At 36.8% G+C, this 21891-nt stretch carries 15 protein-coding genes; 12 read left to right on the top strand and 3 right to left on the bottom strand.

Features of this window, described 5'->3' with window-relative positions:
• Window position 1 precedes the first annotated feature (1 nt).
• From ACSBFT_RS05185 to ACSBFT_RS05140, 10 genes are all read left to right on the top strand, one after another.
• Window positions 2-1168, top strand: a complete 1167-nt coding sequence (locus tag ACSBFT_RS05185; protein WP_489603805.1) for an efflux RND transporter periplasmic adaptor subunit — start codon at window positions 2-4, stop codon at window positions 1166-1168.
• A 798-nt stretch (window positions 1169-1966) separates the two neighbouring features.
• Window positions 1967-2413: a response regulator gene (locus tag ACSBFT_RS05180; RefSeq protein WP_463047731.1), complete on the top strand. Its 447-nt coding sequence runs from the start codon at window positions 1967-1969 to the stop codon at window positions 2411-2413.
• A gap of 8 nt (window positions 2414-2421) precedes the next feature.
• Window positions 2422-7191 (top strand): PAS domain-containing sensor histidine kinase, encoded by a 4770-nt coding sequence (locus ACSBFT_RS05175; RefSeq protein ID WP_489603804.1) that lies wholly within the window; start codon window positions 2422-2424, stop codon window positions 7189-7191.
• Window positions 7192-7311: 120 nt separating this feature from the next.
• The gene (locus ACSBFT_RS05170) at window positions 7312-8589 is read left to right on the top strand and encodes an APC family permease (protein WP_489603803.1); all 1278 of its coding nucleotides are present in this window, start codon (window positions 7312-7314) and stop codon (window positions 8587-8589) included.
• Window positions 8590-8623: 34 nt separating this feature from the next.
• Window positions 8624-9067, top strand: a complete 444-nt coding sequence (locus tag ACSBFT_RS05165) for a DMT family transporter (protein WP_489603802.1) — start codon at window positions 8624-8626, stop codon at window positions 9065-9067.
• A 135-nt stretch (window positions 9068-9202) separates the two neighbouring features.
• On the top strand, window positions 9203-9886 hold the full coding sequence (locus ACSBFT_RS05160; RefSeq protein WP_489603801.1) for a response regulator transcription factor: 684 nt from the start codon (window positions 9203-9205) through the stop codon (window positions 9884-9886).
• A gap of 4 nt (window positions 9887-9890) precedes the next feature.
• On the top strand, window positions 9891-11249 hold the full coding sequence (locus ACSBFT_RS05155; RefSeq protein ID WP_489603800.1) for a sensor histidine kinase: 1359 nt from the start codon (window positions 9891-9893) through the stop codon (window positions 11247-11249).
• An 87-nt stretch (window positions 11250-11336) separates the two neighbouring features.
• Window positions 11337-12581 (top strand): TolC family protein, encoded by a 1245-nt coding sequence (locus tag ACSBFT_RS05150; RefSeq protein WP_489603799.1) that lies wholly within the window; start codon window positions 11337-11339, stop codon window positions 12579-12581.
• A 3-nt stretch (window positions 12582-12584) separates the two neighbouring features.
• Window positions 12585-13664, top strand: coding sequence for an efflux RND transporter periplasmic adaptor subunit (locus ACSBFT_RS05145; RefSeq protein WP_463047738.1), 1080 nt, complete (start codon window positions 12585-12587; stop codon window positions 13662-13664).
• Window positions 13665-13667: 3 nt separating this feature from the next.
• Window positions 13668-16769: an efflux RND transporter permease subunit gene (locus tag ACSBFT_RS05140; RefSeq protein ID WP_489603798.1), complete on the top strand. Its 3102-nt coding sequence runs from the start codon at window positions 13668-13670 to the stop codon at window positions 16767-16769.
• 569 nt (window positions 16770-17338) lie between these two features.
• On the opposite strand, the gene ACSBFT_RS05135 is transcribed toward ACSBFT_RS05140, so the two are convergent.
• On the bottom strand, window positions 17339-17944 hold the full coding sequence (locus ACSBFT_RS05135) for a GNAT family N-acetyltransferase (protein WP_489603797.1): 606 nt from the start codon (window positions 17942-17944) through the stop codon (window positions 17339-17341).
• A complete protein-coding gene (locus tag ACSBFT_RS05130) occupies window positions 17945-18349 on the bottom strand; it encodes a nuclear transport factor 2 family protein (protein ID WP_463047741.1) in 405 nt (134 codons plus the stop codon).
• A 248-nt stretch (window positions 18350-18597) separates the two neighbouring features.
• On the opposite strand from ACSBFT_RS05130, the gene ACSBFT_RS05125 reads away from it, so the two are divergent.
• Window positions 18598-19242, top strand: a complete 645-nt coding sequence (locus ACSBFT_RS05125) for a YdeI/OmpD-associated family protein (RefSeq protein WP_489603796.1) — start codon at window positions 18598-18600, stop codon at window positions 19240-19242.
• Between the two features lie 554 nt (window positions 19243-19796).
• Here ACSBFT_RS05125 and ACSBFT_RS05120 read toward each other — a convergent pair.
• Window positions 19797-20411, bottom strand: a complete 615-nt coding sequence (locus tag ACSBFT_RS05120; protein ID WP_463047743.1) for a YqaA family protein — start codon at window positions 20409-20411, stop codon at window positions 19797-19799.
• A gap of 487 nt (window positions 20412-20898) precedes the next feature.
• On the opposite strand from ACSBFT_RS05120, the gene ACSBFT_RS05115 reads away from it, so the two are divergent.
• Window positions 20899-21867 carry a YitT family protein gene (locus tag ACSBFT_RS05115; RefSeq protein WP_463047744.1) on the top strand — a complete coding sequence of 323 codons (969 nt, stop codon included), beginning with the start codon at window positions 20899-20901 and terminating at the stop codon, window positions 21865-21867.
• Window positions 21868-21891 lie beyond the last annotated feature (24 nt).

Raw genomic sequence — 21891 nt, 5'->3', positions numbered from 1 at the left:
AATGAAAAAATATATCAATAGTATAATGAAAAAACATGCTGTAGGCTACTTAATGATGGCTTCACTACTCACTTTCATATCATGCTCTTCTAATACGGATTTACAGGAAACGGTTGGTCAAATTGCTCAAGAGGAAACCTACGAGCTTAGCCAAACCCAATTTGAATCTTCTAATATGAAATTGGGACAATTGGAAACAAAAACCTTTCATGAGGTGGTTAAAGCTACTGGGATGTTTGACGTACCGCCAGAAAACCAAGCCTCTGTTAGTTCATATTATGGTGGAACGGTAAAAAGCTTAAAGTTGCTACCAGGAGAACGCGTAAAAAAAGGGCAAGTCCTTTTTACTTTAGAAAACCCTGATTTTATACAGATGCAACAAGACTTCTTAGAAGCAAAGGGGCAATTGACTTATCTAAAATCAGATTATGAAAGACAAAAGAATTTGGTACAAGACAATGTTACCTCCCAAAAGAATTTTCTTAAAGCGGAATCAGATTACATCGTTACTCGAGTAAAAGTAGAATCATTGGCTAAAAAACTCTCTCTGATGAATATAAATTCAGAGGCACTCACTTTAGACAATATGCGAACTACTTTAAACATATCTTCACCTATCAATGGCTACGTGACGCAAGTAGATATTACTAGAGGCTCATTTTTGAATCCTTCGCAGTCTGCCATTACCATAATAGACACCGATCATCTACATCTTGAATTAAATATCTTCGAAAAGGACTTACCAAAAGTTAGTGTCGGACAGCAGATTGAATTCCGGATACAAGAAGACAAAAGCAAGGCGTATGCAGCAAAGGTTCACCTTGTGAACAGAACCGTTGACCCAAAAAACCGAACCATTGGCATTCATGGTCACCTGTCAGAAGAAAGACTATCATCTAAGTTTAGCCCTGGTATGTATGTAGAAGCAGATATTTATTCAAACTCGGTTTCTAAAACTGCATTATCGGAGAATACGCTGGTAGACATTGATGGTAAATACTATGCCCTCATACTTCAAAACACTTCTAATAATGGGTATTCATTCCTTAAAAAGGAGATTAAAGTAGGTGAAACGAGCAATGGTTTTGTTGAAATTCTAAATCAGAATGACTTTAAAGACAGTACGCAATTTTTAACGGAAGGAGCTTTTAATTTGATAACCGAATAATCTTAAATAAGCCATATTTTCACCTAGCGGTAAGTTATCTCCCCATTGGTTGGTTTATGGCTAGGAGTTCTTGTATTCCTAGCGGGTATCTTGATAATAAAACGGAAATTGTACTATCGCCAATTGCAATATTTGTCTTTAGTGCTATCACTTTTTACACGGTCAAATTGCTGCGGAAATAGCCTTAAATATTTCAGGAATTAGCGAAACTCGTATACATAGACAAGAAGTATTTAAATTACAACTTGTCTTAAGTAGCGTAAGTCTACAGGAGGTTCATCCCATTTGAGTTCGTATACACGCCGGTATATTGAACCCGTATCAATACCTATTTTTAACCATTCAAACCTACAAAATCGCTTGTCTTTATTAAGTATTTCTATATTTTTGGTAACGTGTATATTTTATCAGTGCTTAAAGTATTCCACAAATGCTTAAAAGCAGTAAATGAAATAACTGAAATAATACTCGATTTAGCCATTGGGATCTATCATTTTGAAACACTTCAGAAATGAAAAGCATATTTGATTTCTACAAAATAAAAACATTTCAGACCGAAACAAGCTATCTGTTTGTTGACAATCCACAAGAATTCATTCTCTTAAAAAAATGTACTTTCTTTTCAACTCTCGGAGTCGCACCCCTAGTTGATAGCGTATATTATTCTGGATAAGGAGCGATTGCTCGTTTGAAAGTGACTTATCACTTTTTATTTTTATTTTAAACGTAGGTAGTGATGCCTAATAAAACATTAAGAATTGTTTTTTTGATTCTATGATTTTCTACTAATTTTCAGTAATGGATAATACAAAACTCTCAATTTTACTCGCCGATGACGACCAAGACGATTGCGATTTTTTTAAGGATGCATTGCTCGAAATTTCATCCTATACTACCCTTACCGTGGTGAAAGATGGCGTGAAACTGATGAATTTTTTATTTTCAGATTCAGAAAAATACCCTGACGTTATTTTTCTTGACCTTAATATGCCAAAAAAGTCAGGAATGGAATGTATTGAAGAAATGAAAGTAATAGATAGGCTAAGAGATATACCAGTTATTGTTTCTTCTACTTCTCTTGATATAAAGGTGGTTAACAGGCTTTATGAAATGGGTTCTCATTACTATATTAAAAAACCAGGAGCATTTGAAGTTTTAAAAAAGGTCATTAAAAAAGCTATTACGCTGATCAGCACTAGCAATTTACAGCAACCTACAAGAGATAGATTTATAATACAACCCTAGTAAAATGTATGAACACCGAAAATACCAACTATAATTTTTTACAAGGTGGTGGTGAGATGGGTAAGCTCATCAGGGCTAAAGATTGGCGTAAAACCCCTTTAGGAGATCCCAAGACATGGCCGCAAAGTCTGCGAACCATGGTATCTGTGGTCCTGGATAACCCTTTCGGAATGTATATTGCCTGGGGTAAAGAATATACCCAAATTTATAATGACGGTTATCGCCCAATTTTGGGAGCATCTAAGCATCCTCAAGCTTTGGGAATAAGCTCTAAAGAAACCTTTTCCGAGATTTGGCATATTATTGACACCATGTTCGAAGGCGTAATGAATGGAGAGGCCGTTGGCTTTCCTGACTTTATGCTACCACTCGACAGAAATGGATATGTGGAAACCTGTTATTTTGATTTTGCCTACAGCCCAATAAGGTTAGAGAATGGTGAGGTGGGTGGCGTGTTGGTGACCGTTATAGAAACTACCAATAAGAAGAAAGCAGAAGAAGAGCTGATTGAAAGTAAAAATGAATTGGAATTCGTATTAGAGGCCGCCCAATTGGGCACTTTTGACTATAACCCACATACCAAAAAGTTTTCTGGAAATGCCAGACTGAAAAGTTGGTTTGGCTTGCCTCCCGAAGATCAAATGGAATTATCAGATGCTATAAACGTCATATCAGAAACAGACAGAAAAAAAGTAGCCATCGCCATTCAAACAGCTTTAGATTATTCATCTGGTGGTATTTATGATATTGTGTACAGCATCATTCAACCTATATCAAAAAAAGAAATCATTATTCATGCCAAGGGTAAGGCATGGTTTAATGAAGATAAAATTGCTTATCGGTTAAATGGAACATTAGAGGATATTACAGAACAAGCTCTTGCCAATAGAAAGAGGAAAGAAACGGAACAGCATATCCGCACCATGGTTTTGGAATCGCCGGTGGGTATCTGTGTCATGGATGCCGCAACCCTGATAAGCGAAATAGCAAACGACAGTTTTATTGAAATTGCCGGCAAGCCTCATGATGCCATTGTAGGAAAATTTTACTGGGATACCTTTGCAGAAGCCAGGGCTTATTACGAAGAACCAATGAAAAATGTGGTGGAAACAGGTAAACCATTTTATGCCAATGAAGTGGAGATGATGCTGATTCGCCATGGCAAAGAAGATATAATATATGTAACCTTTGTATATGCTCCATTAAAAGATGAAAACGGTAAAGTAATTAAAATTGCGGTGTGGGTACTCGAAAATACCCCGCAGGTAGAAGCCCGCAAAAAAATAATGATCAGCGAAAACAATTTAAGGCTGATGATTCTGCAGGCTCCGATGGCTATTTCCATTTTGCGGGGAAGTGATTATAAAGTAGAAATTGCTAACAAATATGCGTTGGAACTTTGGGGACGAACGGAGGAAGAGGTGATGAATATTTCCGTTTTTGAATCCATGCCAGAACTTTCAACACAGGGCATTAAAGAATTGCTGGATGATGTAACCAATACTGGTAATCGCTTTGCAACGGCAGAACTACCCGTTCAATTTTTAAAGAATGGAACTTTAGAAACGGTTTATATCAATTTTTCTTACGAGGCACTTTATGATGCGGATGGAAAAATAGACGGCATCATGGCCATTGGCTTTGATGTAACACCCCAGGTAGAAGCCAGGAAAAAGGTAGAAGAAAGTGAACAACGCTTTCGTAATTTGATTGCACAGGCAATTCACCCCATTTTCATTCTTCGGGGTGAAGAATTGACTTTGGAAATAGCCAACGACTCATTATTCAAGTTTTGGAGAGTTGGATCGGAAGCAATTGGAAAACCATTTTTGGACTTATTACCGGAAATGAAAGGCCAGCCCTACTATGATTTGTTAATGGATGTACTGCACAATGGTGTAACACATTACGGCAATGAACAACCGACATTTTTCAGTCGTCCAAATGGGGAAGAATACACCCTTTACTTCAACTTCATCTATCAACCCTTTCGCGAAGCCGATGGAAACATTTCGGGAGTGTTGGTACAGGCCTATGATGTAACAGAACAGGTATTTACAAGAAAAAAAATAGAAGAAAGCGAACAAAGGACCCGTTCACTGGTTGAGAGTGCCCCCTTCCCAATTGCAGTATATGTGGGGAAAGAAATGCGGATCGCACTTGCTAATCAATCTGTCATGGATATCTGGGGCAAAGGAAATGATGTAGTAGGTAAGTTATATACAGATATTCTGCCCGAATTAGTAGGTCAAAAAATATTTGAACAGGTAGCTGCAGTGTTAGAAACAGGTATGCCTTTTCACGCCAAAAATCAAAAGGTTGACCTGATAAAAAACGGTGCATTGGGTTCTTATTACTTTAATTACAGTTTTACTCCCCTCTTTGATGCTTCCGGTATTCCTTATGCGGTAATGAATACGGCGGCAGAAGTTACCGAACTGCATGAAGCCAAACAAAGAGTTGAAGAAAGTGAAAAACGATTCCGGGATTCTGTAGAGCAGGCACCGCTTGGCATTGCCATTTTCAGAGGCCCCGACTTTAAAGTAGAACTGGCCAATGAAAATTATTTATTGCTCGTAGATAAAAAAGAAAGTGAATTTATTGGCAAACCACTATTTGAAGCACTACCTGAGGTAAAAAGCCTGGTAGAGCCTTTGTTCCGTGATGTAATAAGTTCTGGCAATGCATTTTATTCGCCTGAATTACCAGCTACGCTGAACCGTTATGGAAGCATGGAACAAGCATATTTCAATCTGGTATACCATCCATTAAAAGAAGAGAGTGGCGAAATTTCCGGTATCATGGTCGTAGCCACAGAAGTAACTACCACTGCAATTGCAAAGCATTTACTGGAAGAAAGTGAAAAACATTTCCGCCACATGGTGATGCAATCGCCCATACCCATGACGATTTTAAGAGGCAAAGATTATATAATTGAATCTGCAAATAAAGTGATGTTCGAAAACATGTGGCGTAAAAAAGAAGCTGATGTTTTAGGCAAATCAATTTTAGATGTATTTCCTGAGCTGAAAGAGCAGAAATATCCTGAATTACTGAACAAGGTATTTACCACCGGTAAATCTCACACCGAAAAAGAGTCGCTTGCTTATGTGCAGGGAGATGATGGTATGAAAAAGTTTTATCTTGATTTTGAATATGCAGCTTTGTTTGAACCTGATGGAAAGATATCGGGCATTATGATAACGGTAAATGATGTAACAGATAAAGTGGAGGCCCGCCAAAAAGTAGAGGAAGCAGAAGAACGATCTCGTTTGGCAGCTGAAGCCACAGAATTGGCCACCTGGGAGTTGGATCTGCACTCCCGGCATATCATTCATTCACCCCGCCTGGCAGTTATCTTTGGACATGATGAATCTGCAATAATCACTCATCTGCAAATGCGTAGCCAGATACATCCGGAAGATATTCATGATATAGTTGAAAAAGCATTTGATGAAGCCATGATAACGGGTATTTATAGTTACGAAGCCCGTGTTGTAAAACCTGATAACAGCTTCTGCTGGATAAGAACACAAGGAAAAGTTTTTTTTGATGAAAATCGTAAGCCAATAAAAAAACTCGGAACTCTCCGGGATATAACAGAGGAAAAACAATATCAACAGGCATTAGTAGAAAGGGAACAAAAATTCCGTTTGCTGGCAGACTCTATGCCACAGCATATCTGGACTTCCGATAAGCAAGGAAACCTCAATTATTTCAATCAGTCGGTTTTTGATTTCTCTGGCTTAACACTGGACCAAATCAATAAAGATGGCTGGATACAGATTGTACATCCCGAAGACCGTGAAGAAAACATTAGACTTTGGACAGAAGCCATTAGTACGGGAAAAGACTTTATATATGAACATAGGTTTCGAAAACATAATGGGGAATATCGCTGGCAGTTAAGCCGTGCTACACCACAAAAAGACAATGATGGCAACATAAAAATGTGGGTAGGTACCAGTACTGATATTCAAGATCAAAAAATGTTTACCACAGAACTTGAAAGCCAAGTGCAGCAGCGAACCAATGAGTTAAATCAAAAGAATATTGATCTCGAAAGGATTAACAAAGAATTGCAATCCTTTGTCTATATCTCTAGTCATGATTTACAGGAACCATTGCGGAAAATCCAAACATTTTCGTCCCGTATCTTAGAATCGGAATATGCTTCCTTATCATATAATGCTAAGAAATACTTTTCCAGAATGCAGCAATCTGCTAATAGAATGCAAAATTTGATTCAAGATTTATTTGCCTATTCCCGAACCACTTCTCATGAAAGAAAATTTGAAATAGTTAATCTTCTTGAAATTATTGATGACATCAAAGAAACTTTAAAAGAGGAACTGGAACAGAACAATGTAACTTTTGAACTCCATAATATCTGCGATGTAAAAATCATTTCTTTTCAATTCAAGCAACTCATTCTTAATTTAATAAGTAACTCCATTAAGTTTGCTAGAGTTAATCATCCGCTGCATATAAAAATTGAATGTGAAATAGCAGCAGGTGCTAAGTTTGGAATTGACAAACTATCGGATGAAAATCAGTACTGTCATATTAGTATTTCCGATAATGGTATTGGTTTTGAGCAGCAATACAATGAAAGAATATTTGAAGTTTTTCAAAGACTACATGGTAAAGAAGAGTATAACGGAACTGGCATTGGACTAGCAATTGTCAAAAAAATTGTAGAGAATCACGATGGTATTATTACCGCATTTGGCGAAGTAAATAAAGGTGCAACATTCAATATATTCATTCCCGTTTAAAGGTGATTTAAAATAAAATACGTAAAAGCTATTTCCGATTCCATCATTGCATTATGAAATGAAATGGTTTAAACGGCATTGGCACTTTCTGGTAATAAACAGTCAGGAAAAAAAGATAATATGTCCACAAAAGATAAAGTAAGCCTTAAGGATGCCATTTCCATTGGCATTGGGGGGATGGTAGGTGGTGGAATTTTTGCAGTTTTAGGGCTGGCAACAGACCTGGCCAAAGGTGGCACGCCTATTTCTTTTTTGGTGGCTGGAATAATTGCCTTAATCACAGCATATTCGTATTCCAAATTATCCATTTCTTTTCCAGACAAAGGAGGTACCGTAAAATTCATCAATAAAGGTTTTGGTATAAACGTGCTTAGTGGTGGCCTAAACAATTTACTTTGGATAAGTTATATCATCATGCTATCGCTTTATGCTTCAGCTTTTGGTTCTTACGCTCCCAACCTTTATCAAATCACAAGTAGTGTTTCGTTAGACTCACATATTTACGCCAGTGTCATTATCGTCTTTGCCACTTTCATAAATTATTATAGCATTGCTGTAGTGGGTAAAATTGAATCCATAGCTGTAATTATCAAGTTAATAATTCTCTTGTCCTTTGTGGCTATCGGTATTTATGGATTATCCAGCAGCACCCATTTAGAACAATTAGCTGTTTCCAATTGGGAATCGCCCATTAACCTTGTAGCCGCAGGCATGATGATCTTTGTGGCTTACGAAGGATTTGAATTGATTGCCAATGCTGCCCCAGATATTATAAACCCCGAAAAGAACATTCCTAGAGCTTATTTTGGATCGGTCATCTTTGTTATTTTTTTATACATCATTATTGCCATTATTACCGTAGGCACCCTTGATTTCAAGGAAATTGCTACTGCTAAAGATTATGTGCTGGCAGAAGCCGCAAAACCGATGTTAGGTACTATAGGATTTACTGTCATTACCATTGCCGCTTTAATCTCCACTTTTTCAGCCATAAATGCCTCTTTATATGGCGGAAGTAGGGTTAGCTATGAACTGTCTGAAGACGATGAACTTCCACATCAATTAACTTATCAACTTTGGAATCAGCCCATTGGTTTATTGATTACGACCATTGCCACACTTATTTTGGTAAATACCTTAAAATTAGAAAGTATTTCAACCGCTGGGAGTGTCGGTTTTCTGGTCATCTTTGCCAGTGTAAATTATGTTGGATTTAAGCTTTGTAAAGAAATAAAGGGAAGCAAAACTATTTCCTTAATTGGCTTTTTATCCTGCTCTGGAGCATTAATCACTTTAATTTTTAAACAGTTGAGTACCCATAAATCAAACATAATCATTGCTCTTGGTATCATAGTATTCTGTTTTAGCATGGAGTATTTTTATAAGAAACTTAAGTAAAAAAGCCTTGATTACGGCTTACTGATAAAACCATATGGATAAAATAATTTGGATAATTATGGCTTTGCTTGCCGGTGCATTTCTACCTATTCAGGCTGCCATGAACAACAAGCTCTCCAAAACAGGAGGTAGCCCGCTTCACGCTTCCTTGATCTCCTTCTTCGTTGGTATTTTGGCATTGGTTATCTATATCCTTATTACCGCTCAAGAAGTTTCATGGAAGGGTCTAAAAGAGGCTCCATCCTACGCATGGGTAGGAGGAATATTAGGGGCATTTTATGTCACTATTATTGTGTTTGCGTTTCCCAAGATAGGACCAGGCTTGACCTTTGGACTGGTGATTACAGGGCAACTATTAATTTCTATGTTCATGGAGCATTTCCAACTTATGGGAACGCAATTACAACCTATGAGCCTAGGTAGAGTGGCAGGAATGCTGCTGATTGTAGCTGGGGTCGTTATAATGAAGATGTTTTAAGCCAATTGCTAAAATGCTTCAGAAAACCCTTTGAAAATGTAGAATAAATTCGATGTACAAAATCCCTCGTATTACACTTCTCCACGACAAACGTTTTTAAATTTACCCAGAATTATAAATTAATGAAGTGGCACAATGAGCAACATTCTTTTACTTGAAGACGATGCCGTCTTATCCAAAGAAATAATTAAGTATTTAGGGATACTTAATTACCAATGTGACCCTGTTTACAGTGGTAGTTTTGTAAAAAGCCAGTTCAAACTTAAAGCGTATGACTGTGTCATATTGGATATTAACGTGCCTGGGCCAGATGGCATTGAAGTGTGTAAGCAGCTCAGAGAAGAGAACAAACATATTCCTATTTTGATGCTTACAGCTTTTGGAGAAGTGGAAGATAAAGTTTCCGCTTTTGATAACGGTGCCGACGACTACTTGGTAAAACCCTTTCATTTTGATGAATTATTGGCAAGAATCAAATCACTTCTAAGAAGAAAGGGCGTTCCTCAAGAAACTGCAAATGTGCTTACTATTGGCGATTTGGTGATTGATACCGATGAAATGCTTGTCACCAGAGAAACAATTCAAATAAACCTGACCCCAAAGGAATTTAAGCTGCTTTCTATCCTAGCCAAGGCTAACGGAAGAGTACTGTCAAAAAAACAAATTGCGGACGAACTTTGGGATTATCATATTGAAACCAATCAAAATACAATAGAGGTTTATATTAACTTTTTGAGAAAAAAAATTGATAAAGATTTTAACACAAAACTTATACATACCAAAATAGGTTATGGCTATTACTTAAAAGTTGAGGATTAAGATTATGAACTTAAATAGTAAAATATCGTTCATTGTTTCTCTTTCTTTTACCATCATTTTTGCGGTTTCGGCTAGTATCATTTACCTTTTATTTGAAGATTTCAGAAAAGATGAATTTCAAATTCGACTAAATGAAAAGGCCATATCATCCATAAAACTGTTGGTAGAAGTGGAAGAAGTAGACCGGCAACTTCTTAAGATAATTGACCAAAACAGCATTAACAAACTTTATAACGAAAAAACGCTCATTTTTGACGCCGATTATAACCTCATATACAGCAGCCTAGACGACACAAAAATCAATTGGACAGTAGACGACTTAAAATATCTCAAAGCAGAGAAATACTTTTTTAGGAAAGAAAAAGCACATGAAATATATGGCGTTTTTTATGACACCAACGACAAGGATTACTATGCACTAATCTCAGCTCAAGATAATTTTGGGAAGAGAAAATTAGAATACTTACTATACATTTTGATAGCTACCTATCTGGGTTTCACCATTATTACATGGCTTCTTTCTTATGGAATGGTCAAAAAACTTCTCTCACCTATTGATAATTTTCTAAGGAAAATTAAAGGTATCAATGAAAACAACCTGGATACCAGAATACCGGTTAAAGAAAGAAAAGATGAAATAGATTTATTAGCGGAAGAATTTAACCAAATGCTAGAAAGAATAGCTAACTCTTACAAAAAGCAGCAAGAATTCACAGCCAATGCTTCGCATGAATTAAGAACCCCGATAGCCCGAATTACAGCTCAGCTGGAAAACGAAATAATAGCAGAAAATTCGAGCAATGCCTCTAGTGCTTTTAATGTAAACTTACTAAATGATGTCAACCAACTTTCGGAATTAACCAACTCGCTACTTCTACTTTCTAAATTAGATAGCGAAATCAGAAAACAAAATGAAGTTTGTAGAATAGATGAATTGATATTTGAGGCTGCTGAAAAAGTAAATAAAATATTTTTCGAATTCAGAATTGATCTTGAGTTTTTGGAAATAGAATCCTTAGAAATTAAAGGAAACAAACCATTATTAACCATCGCTTTTGTCAATCTCTTTAAGAACGCATACCTATATTCAGACAGTAAACAGGTAAAAATAGAAATTGAAAGTACTTCTGATAAATTAACGGTAACCATTACAAACGACGGAAAAACCATCTCCTCTAACGACCAAAACAAAATTTTTGAGCCTTTTTTAAGAGGACAAAACGCTAAAGATAAATCTGGTTTGGGCTTGGGACTTAGAATAGTCCAAAGAATCTTAAATCAAGAAAAGGCAAAAATTGGCTATTCAATTTCTGCTGATCATCAAAATCAATTTCGGATCCAATTCCCAGCTTATAATTCTTAACCTTTAAGGTCTTTTTAAGCCTATAATTAAGGCGTTTTAAAGTCTGACATTTCAGCTTTGCATTTCTAATTAAAATAAGTGCAATTGATGAAACAAGTTCTTTTCGTTTTAACGCTCTTTCAGTCTTCACTAGGTGTGGCACAAAAAACACTTACTTGGACAGAAGCAGAGCAACAACTTCAGACCAACAACCTTCTATTACTGGCAGAAAAGTACAATATCTCGGCGTCGCAAGCGGCTGTGATTCAGGCCAAAATATGGGAACTACCCTATTTATCTGCAGAGTTCAATGCCATTAATCCACAAGATGGTAAGGTTTTTAGCGTAGGCGGTCAGGGTCAAAAAGGCCTATCCGTGGAACAACTCATTTATTTAGGTGGAAAAAAGAAAAATGAAGTGGAGTTTGCTAAGTCAAATTTATCCATTGCAGAGCTCCAGTTTGAACAGTTGATCCGCAATCTAAAATACGAGCTTCAGCAGAACTTTTACACCCTTTTTTTTGACAATCAAAAGATAGTGACGCTTGAAAATCAAATAGAGATGCTTGATAACCTTTTAAATAACTATACCATACAAGCCCTCAAAGGAAACATACCTCTGAAGGAGGTTGTGAGGTTACAAACATTGGTTTTAGAACTCAAAAGCGACAAAAACGATGTGCTAAAAGGCATTGCGGAAGCTTCTCAAACCTTGGCTTTACTGACTGGTATTTCGGAACCCGTTTCGGTGGTGGCTAATGAAGCAGAACTTATCAATATTTATCAAAACAAACAGATCTTAAAAGAAACTATTCTGTCTTCTGCTTTAGAAAAAAATTTGGATTACTTAACGGCAATAAAAGTATCAGAAAGCCAAGAACTTCAACTAAAATGGCAGAGGTCACTCGCTATAAATGATTTAACAGCCGGAGCTTCTTATGACCAACGTGGCGGTGCTTTTAAAAATCAAATAAACTTTACGGTTGGCATTCCCCTACCCCTTTGGAATAAAAACAAAGGCAATATCAAAATAGCCGAAGCTCAATTAAATCAAACTAACCTAAACGTTGATTACAAAAAATTGGAAGTAGAAACGCATGCCGCTATGATTTGGACACTATGGCAACAGCAGCAAAAACAATTAAACGGAATTGATATGTCTACTATGCAAAATCTAAACGCTGTATACGACGGCATGATAGCCAATTTCCAGAAACGAAACATTAACCTCCTAGAATTCACTGATTTTATGGAAACCTACAACCAAACTACCATTCAAGTGAACGAAATAAAAAAGGCCTTGATACTCTCAGGCATCAGTTTAAACTATATCACCAATACCGAAATTTTCTAAGACATGAAAATATTCCTAATTATCATAAGCTCCCTTTTTCTGCTTTCTTCTTGCCGTAAAGAAAATAAGCAAGAAGAAGTTAAAGAAACTTTTGTTCTGAGCGATAAAATGCTTTCTACCCTAAAGGTGGATACGGCAAATCAAAAACCTCTACAAAAAGAACTCAATTTTTATGGAAAAATAACTACCGACAACAATAAAATGATTGAGATTTTTCCGATTGTTGGAGGTAATGTGACGAAAGTCTATGTTGAACTTGGGGACTACGTAAACAAAGGCCAATTATTAGCGACCATACGCAGTACCGAAGTAGCGGGCTTTGAGAAAGATCTAGACGACGCCAAAGGCGATGTAATAGTAGCCAAAAACAATTTCAAAGTGGCACAAGAGCTTTTTGAAGGAAAATTAACCGCTGAAAGAGACGTAATAGAAGCCAAAAACTTGCTAGACAAAGCCCAATCTCAGCTGCAAAGAGTGCAAGAAACCTACAAGATTTACAACATTAAAGGTGGGGCTACATTTGAGGTGCGTTCCCCTCTGAGTGGCTTTATTATCCAAAAAGACATTAACCAGGATATGCTCTTACGGAGCGATAAATCGGACAATATCTTTGACATAGCAGAAATCGATGATGTTTGGGCTATTGCCAACGTAAACGAAAGCGATATAAATCAAGTAAAACTAGGAATAGATGCTGCAGTGAGCACATTAAGCTATCCAGATCAGAAGTTTTACGGTAAAGTAGATAAGATCTATAACATCATAGATCCGGAAACAAAAGCCATGAAAGTAAGGATAAAATTGTCCAATAAGGATTATTTACTTAAACCAGAAATGAGAGCCACCATAAAGCTTTCTTACCAAGAAGACATTTCTATGGTATCCATTCCTTCTCAAGCGGTGGTTTTTGACAAAAGTAAAAGTTTTGTCATGATTTTTAAGGACAGAAATAACATAGAAACCCGCCAAGTAGAAGTATTCCGACAGGTGGGTGACACCTCTTATATCAGTTCTGGTTTGCAAGAAGGCGAAAGGGTTATCACCCAAAATCAGCTTTTAATTTATGATGCCTTAAACGACTAAAAAATGAACAAATTCATAAAAAACATCATTGCTTTTTCTTTAAAGAATAAGCCGTTTACTTTCTTTTGGGTAGGCGTACTCATAATTTCTGGTATTGTAGCATTCAGAAATATGCCAATTGAGGCGTTTCCTGATGTTACTAACACCCAGATTATTATTGTAACAGAATGGAATGGTAGAAGTGCCGAGGAAATAGAACGCTTTGTCACCACACCGGTGGAAATAGCGATGAACTCGGTTCAGAAAAAAACAAGCGTTCGAAGCATTACTATGTTTGGACTTTCGGTTATCAAAATCATCTTTGAAGATGGTGTAGATGATTTTTTCGCAAGACAGCAGGTCAATAACTTATTGCGAAACGTATCTCTCCCAGACGAGGTGATTCCAGATGTTCAGCCGCCTTACGGCCCCACTGGAGAAGTATTCAGGTATACCTTAAAAAGTGATACTAGAGATTCCCGAGAACTCCTTACCATTCAAAATTGGGTAATAGATAGACAGCTGCGTTCCGTATCCGGAGTAGCAGATTTGGTAGCATTTGGTGGCCAAGAAAAGACCTATGATGTAAGTGTGGATCCTAACAGGTTGGCAAAATATAATATTACGCCTTTACAAATTTATGAGGCTGTAAACCAAAGTAATATTAATGTTGGTGGCGATGTCATTGAAAAAAATGGACAAGCCTATGTGGTAAGAGGTGTGGGTTTATTAAGTAGTATCCCAGATATTGAAAACATTATAGTGGATGTAGCAGGCGGTAATCCCATATTGGTAAAAAACCTAGCCACCGTTATTGAAAGCTCCATGCCACGAGTTGGGCAGGTCGGTCTGAATGATAACGACGATGTAGTGGAAGGGATTGTGGTCATGCGTAAAGGAGAGAACCCTAAAGAGGTGCTTGCCAGAGTGAAAGAAAAAATAACGGAACTCAACGAGCACATTTTGCCTAAGGACGTAAAAATGGAAACCTTTTACGACCGCGACAACCTCATGAATTATACTACCACTACCGTCATGCATAATATGTTAGAAGGTATTGTGTTCGTGACTTTAATTGTATTTCTGTTTATGGCAGACTGGCGAACCACCGTTACTGTATCCATCATTATTCCATTGTCGCTTTTGTTTGCTTTTTTATGTCTAAAGCTGAAAGGAATGAGTGCTAATCTCCTCTCTCTAGGTGCGGTAGATTTTGGTATTATCATTGACGGAGCAGTTGTGATGGTGGAAGGTATATTTGTTACTCTAGACCATATTGCCCTCAAAAAAGGGATGGCGGCATATAATAAATTGGCCATTGGGAGTGTCATAAAAAAGACTGGAACAGAACTAGGGAAGGCCATTTTCTTTTCAAAACTCATTATTATTACCGCTCTCCTACCCATTTTTGCCTTTCAGAAAGTAGAAGGTAAAATGTTTTCGCCCTTAGCATACACTTTGGGCTTTGCTTTATTAGGTGCCTTAATTTTAACATTAACACTGGTACCCGTTCTTTGCCATATTTTCCTTAATAAAAATGTGGTCGAAAAAAATAACCCTTTCGTAAACTTCTGGAATAATCTCGTAGAAAAAGGGTTCTCGTGGACGTTTAAACATAAGCGTAAGACTTTAGGAATATCATTTGCTTTTATAGCAGTAGTCTTATTTTCCGCTAAGTTTTTAGGAACTGAATTTTTACCCCAGCTCAATGAAGGAGCATTATGGGTAGAAGCCAAATTTCCTATGAGCCAAAGCCTTACAGAAACGGTACAAAAAACAGCCTCTTTAAGACAGGAACTACAAAAATTCCCAGAAGTAAATGGTGTGCTGAGTCAGGTTGGCAGAAGTAATGACGGCACAGACCCTAGTGGATTTTATTATGTGCAGATGCAGGTGAACCTGAAACATAAAGACGAATGGGAAAGAAAAATCACTATGGATGATTTGGTACGAGAAATGGACGACTCCCTTTCTATTTATCAGGGTATTGGTTATAATTATTCTCAACCTATCATAGACAATGTAGCTGAAAGTGTAGCTGGCATAAACGCTTCTAATGCCGTTAAAATTTATGGCGATGACCTGGAAAAGCTTGATGAAATAGCCAATAAAGTTATTAAACAGATAGAAAATGTGGATGGAATAAAGGACGTAGGGATTTTAAGAAATTTAGGACAGCCAGAAGTAAGTGTAATTCTAGATAGAGAAAAAATGGCGGCCTATGGCGTTAAAGTGTCTGAGGCTCAGGCTGTTTTAGAAATGGCATTTGGAGGAAAAACTGCTACCCAAAAATATGAAGGCGAGAAAAAGTTTGACATTCGGGTTCGTTATCTGAAAGAGTATAGAAAAAATGAGGATGATATCAGTAACCTCAAAGTCTCTACCATTCAAGGGAATAAAATTCCTTTAAAAGAGATTGCATCTATTCAGAAAATAACAGGCCCTGCGTTTATTTATAGAGATAATACCAAGCGTTTTATTGGTGTCAAATTTTCTGTTAGAGATAGAGATTTAGGCAGTACCATTAAAGAAGCACAAAAGAGTGTGGAAAGTAAAATTGATTTACCACAAGGCTATAGCATTGGCTGGACAGGAGAATTTGAAAATCAGGTTCGTGCCACTGGCACATTGGGACAGATGGTGCCCATTAGTTTGGTGGGAATATTCGTTTTGCTCTTTATTATGTTTGGGAATGTCAAAGATTCTCTTCTAGTGCTTACTAACGTGCCTTTTGCCATTATTGGTGGTATTATAGCTCTGCATGTCACCAGAACCAACTTTGGCATTTCTGGTGGTGTTGGCTTTATAGCTCTTTTTGGAATTTGTATACAAAATGGCGTTATCCTTATTTCAGAGTTTCATAATAATGTTAGGCTCAATTTGAGTTTAGAAAGTGCCATTAAAGAAGCCGTAAAAGTAAGAACCAGACCAGTAGTGATGACCGCCCTCATGGCATCCATTGGCCTTTTACCTGCCGCCATAAGCACAGGAATAGGCTCAGAATCTCAGAAGCCGCTAGCCATTGTTATTATAGGCGGGCTAATTACCGCCACCGTTTTAACGCTCATGGTTTTCCCCATTATCTTCTGGTTATTTAATAGAAACAAACACAAGGCCTTTGTTTAACCCGATTTAAACCTTAGAAAACTGGGTTTGTTCATATTAATGGTCAAATCCAGTTTTTTAATATTTCACAAGGTCAATTAAAACCCGATTTATGCATTGGAGAATCGTAATGAGTTTTTAATTGGAATAAATCAGGCATTTAAACGAGATTAGCATAGCAGTTTACCCTGAGCTTCCCGATGGAAAGCAATTTAGCTACGGTCCCGATAAAATCGGGAGATTTTTTACGGCATAAAGCGGGTTAAATCAAAGGAACTTAATAAGTATATTATGTTTTTTCATGGTTCTGGTCCTAAAACGTAAATTGAAGATGATCTTGATAAAAATGCATCTAATAGAATCGCTTGGAGCACTGACTTGATAAATTGGGACTGGCCTGATAAAACGAAATAAGTGGAGTAGTCAAGCTACCTTACTTGCAAAAAAATCTTAAAAACGATGCACTGGCCTACAAGGGTTTCTTATGGAAATTCTTTCAGTAAAGATTCACAAATAAAACATCATCAAACGGGGATAATTTGATGCTAACTGATGTTATTCACTGGGCGGATAAGAGATATGTTTGCTCTTTAGAGACTAATTTTTAATTCTTTAGACCAATATATCATAGTCTTTGCACTGACACAGTCTTCACCGATATCCATCCATTCGAAATTACTTTTTAAATGGGCCTGTTTTTCATAACCGCGTTTTTTCCAAAATTCATCTAGAGGCTTATAATCTTTGGGTCTGAGGTGATGATTTTTTTCTCTAAGCACCGCACAGAAACAGGTCTTTTTAAATTGAGAAAAACTTCGGGCATGTGCCTCTCGCTCTTCAAAAAAACGATTCCCCAAACCAAAACCCCTATATTCTGAGAGCAAAATACTTTCGCCAAAATACAAAACTTCTGAAAGGTTTATTCCTGCTTTAATAAATGGTTCTTGAACTTCTGCAGTTTCGTCTTCCAGTGGAATGCAAGTGGTAGCTCCAACCATTTTTTCGCCATCATAAACGGCAAATAAGAACGAGTTAGGGGCATTATTATAAATCTGGAGATAGGACTCCTCGTACGCCAATGAACCCGCATATAAATAAGGAAAATCCTTAAAAACCGCAATTCTTAAAGCTGCCAAATCGTGAAGAACAGTAGCTATTTCTGCTCCTATTTTTGTTTCAAAACGAAGTTCTGCCATTTATTTAGAAACTAAAGATATCCAAAGTGGAAGGTTATAATATGTGGTTACACGTGATATTTTACCATCGGTCAATTCTAAAAAAGCCGCAGCTGGTAAAACATATTCCTGATTATTTGCTTCTGGCAGACCCTCTGCATCCGTTTTTTTATAGGTGCCGTTCACAACAAATTCCACAGCCACTCGCTTGTTATTGGGTTCTGAAAAAAACACCATATCACTTAAGGTTTCTTCATAGCAGTCGTCCATATGCTGAAGAAATTCTGTGAAGTTTTCTACACCAATTCGTACACCTCCTTGGTTGGCTTCATGTCTTACTTCTGGATGTAAAAGTGAAAGCATTCCTTTCCAATTTTTATTATTGAAATGCTCGTAATATGCTTTTGTTACCTCTAATGACGTCATTTTAAATATAGGATATTTAAGTTTTGAAGTGCCAAAGATAGATACATGCTTTTTTATAAAAATGGTCTTCCCTTAATTTTAAATTCCGCTATAGCTTAAGTGTAATGTGACCATTAAAAATCCAGTTTTACTTTTTGATTGAATTTAAAAAGTGGTTTTGTATCTTTAATTCACAAATAGGAAAGCCTGTGCGATACATTATCAAAATTCAAGACAGGTATATGTTCCACTAATTACAGGTAAGGTAAATGAGCAACAAGCATCCAGAGGTTGACGGTTATTTTGGGAGAATTATAAAATGGCAGAAGGAATTACAGCAACTAAGAGTGATAGTACTCGAGTGCGGCCTTACCGAAGAATATAAATGGAAACAGCCATGTTACACCTTCCAAAACACCAATGTTATTATCTTGGGAGGTTTTAAAGAACATTGTGTCATTAGCTTTTTAAAAGGTATCTTATTAAATGATGCAGCAGGCATTCTTGTTAAACCTGGCGAAAACTCCCAATCTGTTAGAATGGCTAAGTTTACCAGCGTGCAGGAAATAACTGAACTAGAAAGTACCTTAAAAGCCTATATCTATGAGACCATCGAAGTAGAAAAAGCAGGTTTAAAAATAGATTTAAAAGAAAGTAAAGACCTTACTTTCCCAGATGAACTCATCAAAATATTGGACCAAAATTCGGCCTTAAAAACGGCATTTAATGCCTTAACACCTGGAAGACAAAGAGCCTATAACATGCATTTTTCTTCTCCCAAACAGTCTGCCACCCGAGTATCTAGAATTGAAAAAGTTATAGACAGAATCTTAATCGGAAAAGGATTAAATGACTGTGTCTGCGGGTTTTCTAAAAGAATGCCTTCCTGCGATGGCTCTCATAAGTACCTCTAAAAACCAGACTCTTGTATAAAGAAATTTGAAGAACACGCCTAGAAGAACACGCCTAGAAGAACACAATGTCTGGCTAAATGTTTACCACCAGCCCTGTTAAGCTATTAGATTGCTTTACCGCATTCAAGGACTGGATGGACTTGCACCAAATTATATAGACCAGTTCATTAATTGAAGTTAAACCCGGAATATGCGTTGGGGAATCGTTTGAGTTTTAAAGTACAATAAATCAGACAATTAAAGGAAATTAGCATAGCGATTTAAGTGGTTAATTTTAAATGGGTTAACGCCTGTACTGAGCTTGTCGAAGTGTACTGATTTGTGTTACCCTGAGCTTGCCGATGGGAAGTAATTTAGCTATGGTCCCGATAAAATCGGGAGATTGCCTAATGCATAAAGAGGGTTAAAGGCCTAGCTTTTGATTGGCTAAAAATTGGGCTAGAAGCTACTTTGGTAAAATGACATCTCACCTACTTTTGAAGCACCAAAAAAACAGTGCTTCGCCATTGGATAATTCATGATAAACGCGGCCAAATCTTATGGATTTGTGGCGTTTAATCCAAAACTTGGAAAATAATCAAAGCGTATATAGCAAAACGTGTATACCTAAAAAGTGACCACAACAAATACTGTTTAAAATCATATCTGATAAGACCTGAAGCTAAACTCACCAAAGAATGTGGAATGGGTGATATAGCACCTAGCAAAACAAAGAGACCGCCCCACTTACGTAAATTCACGATATGCTTGGCAATCTTGTTTTCAATATGGTTTTTAACTGCCGGAATTAGGAAAAGACGGTTACCAATAAAATATGAGATGACACCTCCCAAATATGACATTGTGGCCAATACAAATAAGAACAACCACGGTTGAGAAGATTTAGAAGCCCAAGCAATGAAAATTTCTGGTGGAATAATCCCTAAAATAGTTTCTGACGCTAAGAAGAAAAGAAAAATGGCTTGTGAAGAATAAGTCTCCACCATATTATTCAAAAGAGCATTAATATCAAGCACAAAGAGTTCAAGACCTATCAAAAGCAACACAAAAATAGCTATAGCAATACCTCCTTTTACAGCGGTATCTTTTAAAAAGGAATAGAACTTGGTTATTTTATAATAACGATTTAAAAGCGATAATCGCTTATTAAAATTATTCTTAGTTGTCATATTTTCTACTTTCAATAGTTCCGTGAATCACTCCAAAATCCATAAATCTTATACAAAAAGGGTGCTAATAATTCTTGATCAATACAATAATATCATTTCTAAAAAAATATTGTATTGGTTCATAAGATTTTCAGATTTCATCCTTCACAGACTGCTCTGCTTTTCATTTTTTGAGAGCCAGTAGAACAGAAACGCATATAAGCTAAGTTAAATTCATTGGCTCCCACTTTATTCGTACACATTCATTATTACGCTAAAATAAACTAGCGTATTAGCTTATGATTTTGACAAATGAAACAACCAAATAATGATAACTCATCTTTGAAAAAGATAATACGCTTTTTTTTCAAAAAAAATGTTTCTAAATGAACCTACGCTCACCGCAACTTTTCGACTAAATTCACGGTTTAACTTATGAAAATGGTGTGTATTCAACATTATTTAAAAAAATCTTTGGTTCAAAAGAACCTTAAAAGCCCGCTAAACCATGATACCGTTTTTTAAACGAATTATTAACAGAACTATACTAAGAAGTTGGAATCCTGGAGGAACTAGAACCTATGCCCATTATAACCCAGCAAGAGCTTACCGAAATTTCTTAATCACCACCAAACGTTACACAAAAGACTTTATCCTTATTACTATTGGTATATTTTTAGCCGCTTTTGGATTTAAAGGATTTCTTTTAACCAACCACTTCATTGATGGTGGAGCCACGGGTATTTCTTTATTGATTTCCGCTCTTACAGACATTCCTTTACACTATTTGATTATTGGTGTAAACGTTCCCTTTATTATTCTAGGGTACATCATCATGGGACAGCAGTTTGCTATTAAAACAATACTCGCTATTACCGGACTATCCATTTGTTTAGTTACAGTTACCTTTCCAAACGTAACGAATGATAACCTGCTGGTAGCGGTTTTTGGTGGTTTTTTCCTAGGAGCGGGTATCGGCTTTGCGGTGAGAGGTGGAGCTGTGATAGATGGTACAGAAGTTCTCGCCATATTTTTAAGCAAGAAAATAGGAGCTACCATAGGAGACATTATTTTGATGATAAATGTCATGATATTTGCTGCCGCGGCCTATTTTTTAGGTGTAGAAGTGGCCCTTTATTCTATGATTACCTATATGGTAGCTTCCAAAACTTTGGATTTTGTGGTGGAAGGTATTGAAGAATACATTGGCGTAACTATTATTTGTACCAACAGTGAGGAAATGCGTCAAATGATCATAAACACCATGGGACGCGGCGTCACAGTCTATAATGGCAAGCGGGGTTTTGGTAAACGAGGCGAAAGCGAGGCGGTAGATATTATTTATAGCGTGGTCACGAGATTGGAAATAGGCAAACTAAACGCCGAAATAGAAAAAATAGAGCCCGATGCTTTTGTGGTGATGAACAGCGTAAAAGACACCAGAGGTGGCATTGTAAAAAAACGACCTTTACATTAATTCTGCAGTTTTAAAGAGTACTTT

It is taken from the genome of Arcticibacterium sp. SM2516 (assembly GCF_057914865.1).
The sequence above is the reverse complement of the archived record's forward strand: the minus strand, read 5'-3'. Positions and strand labels throughout refer to the sequence as shown.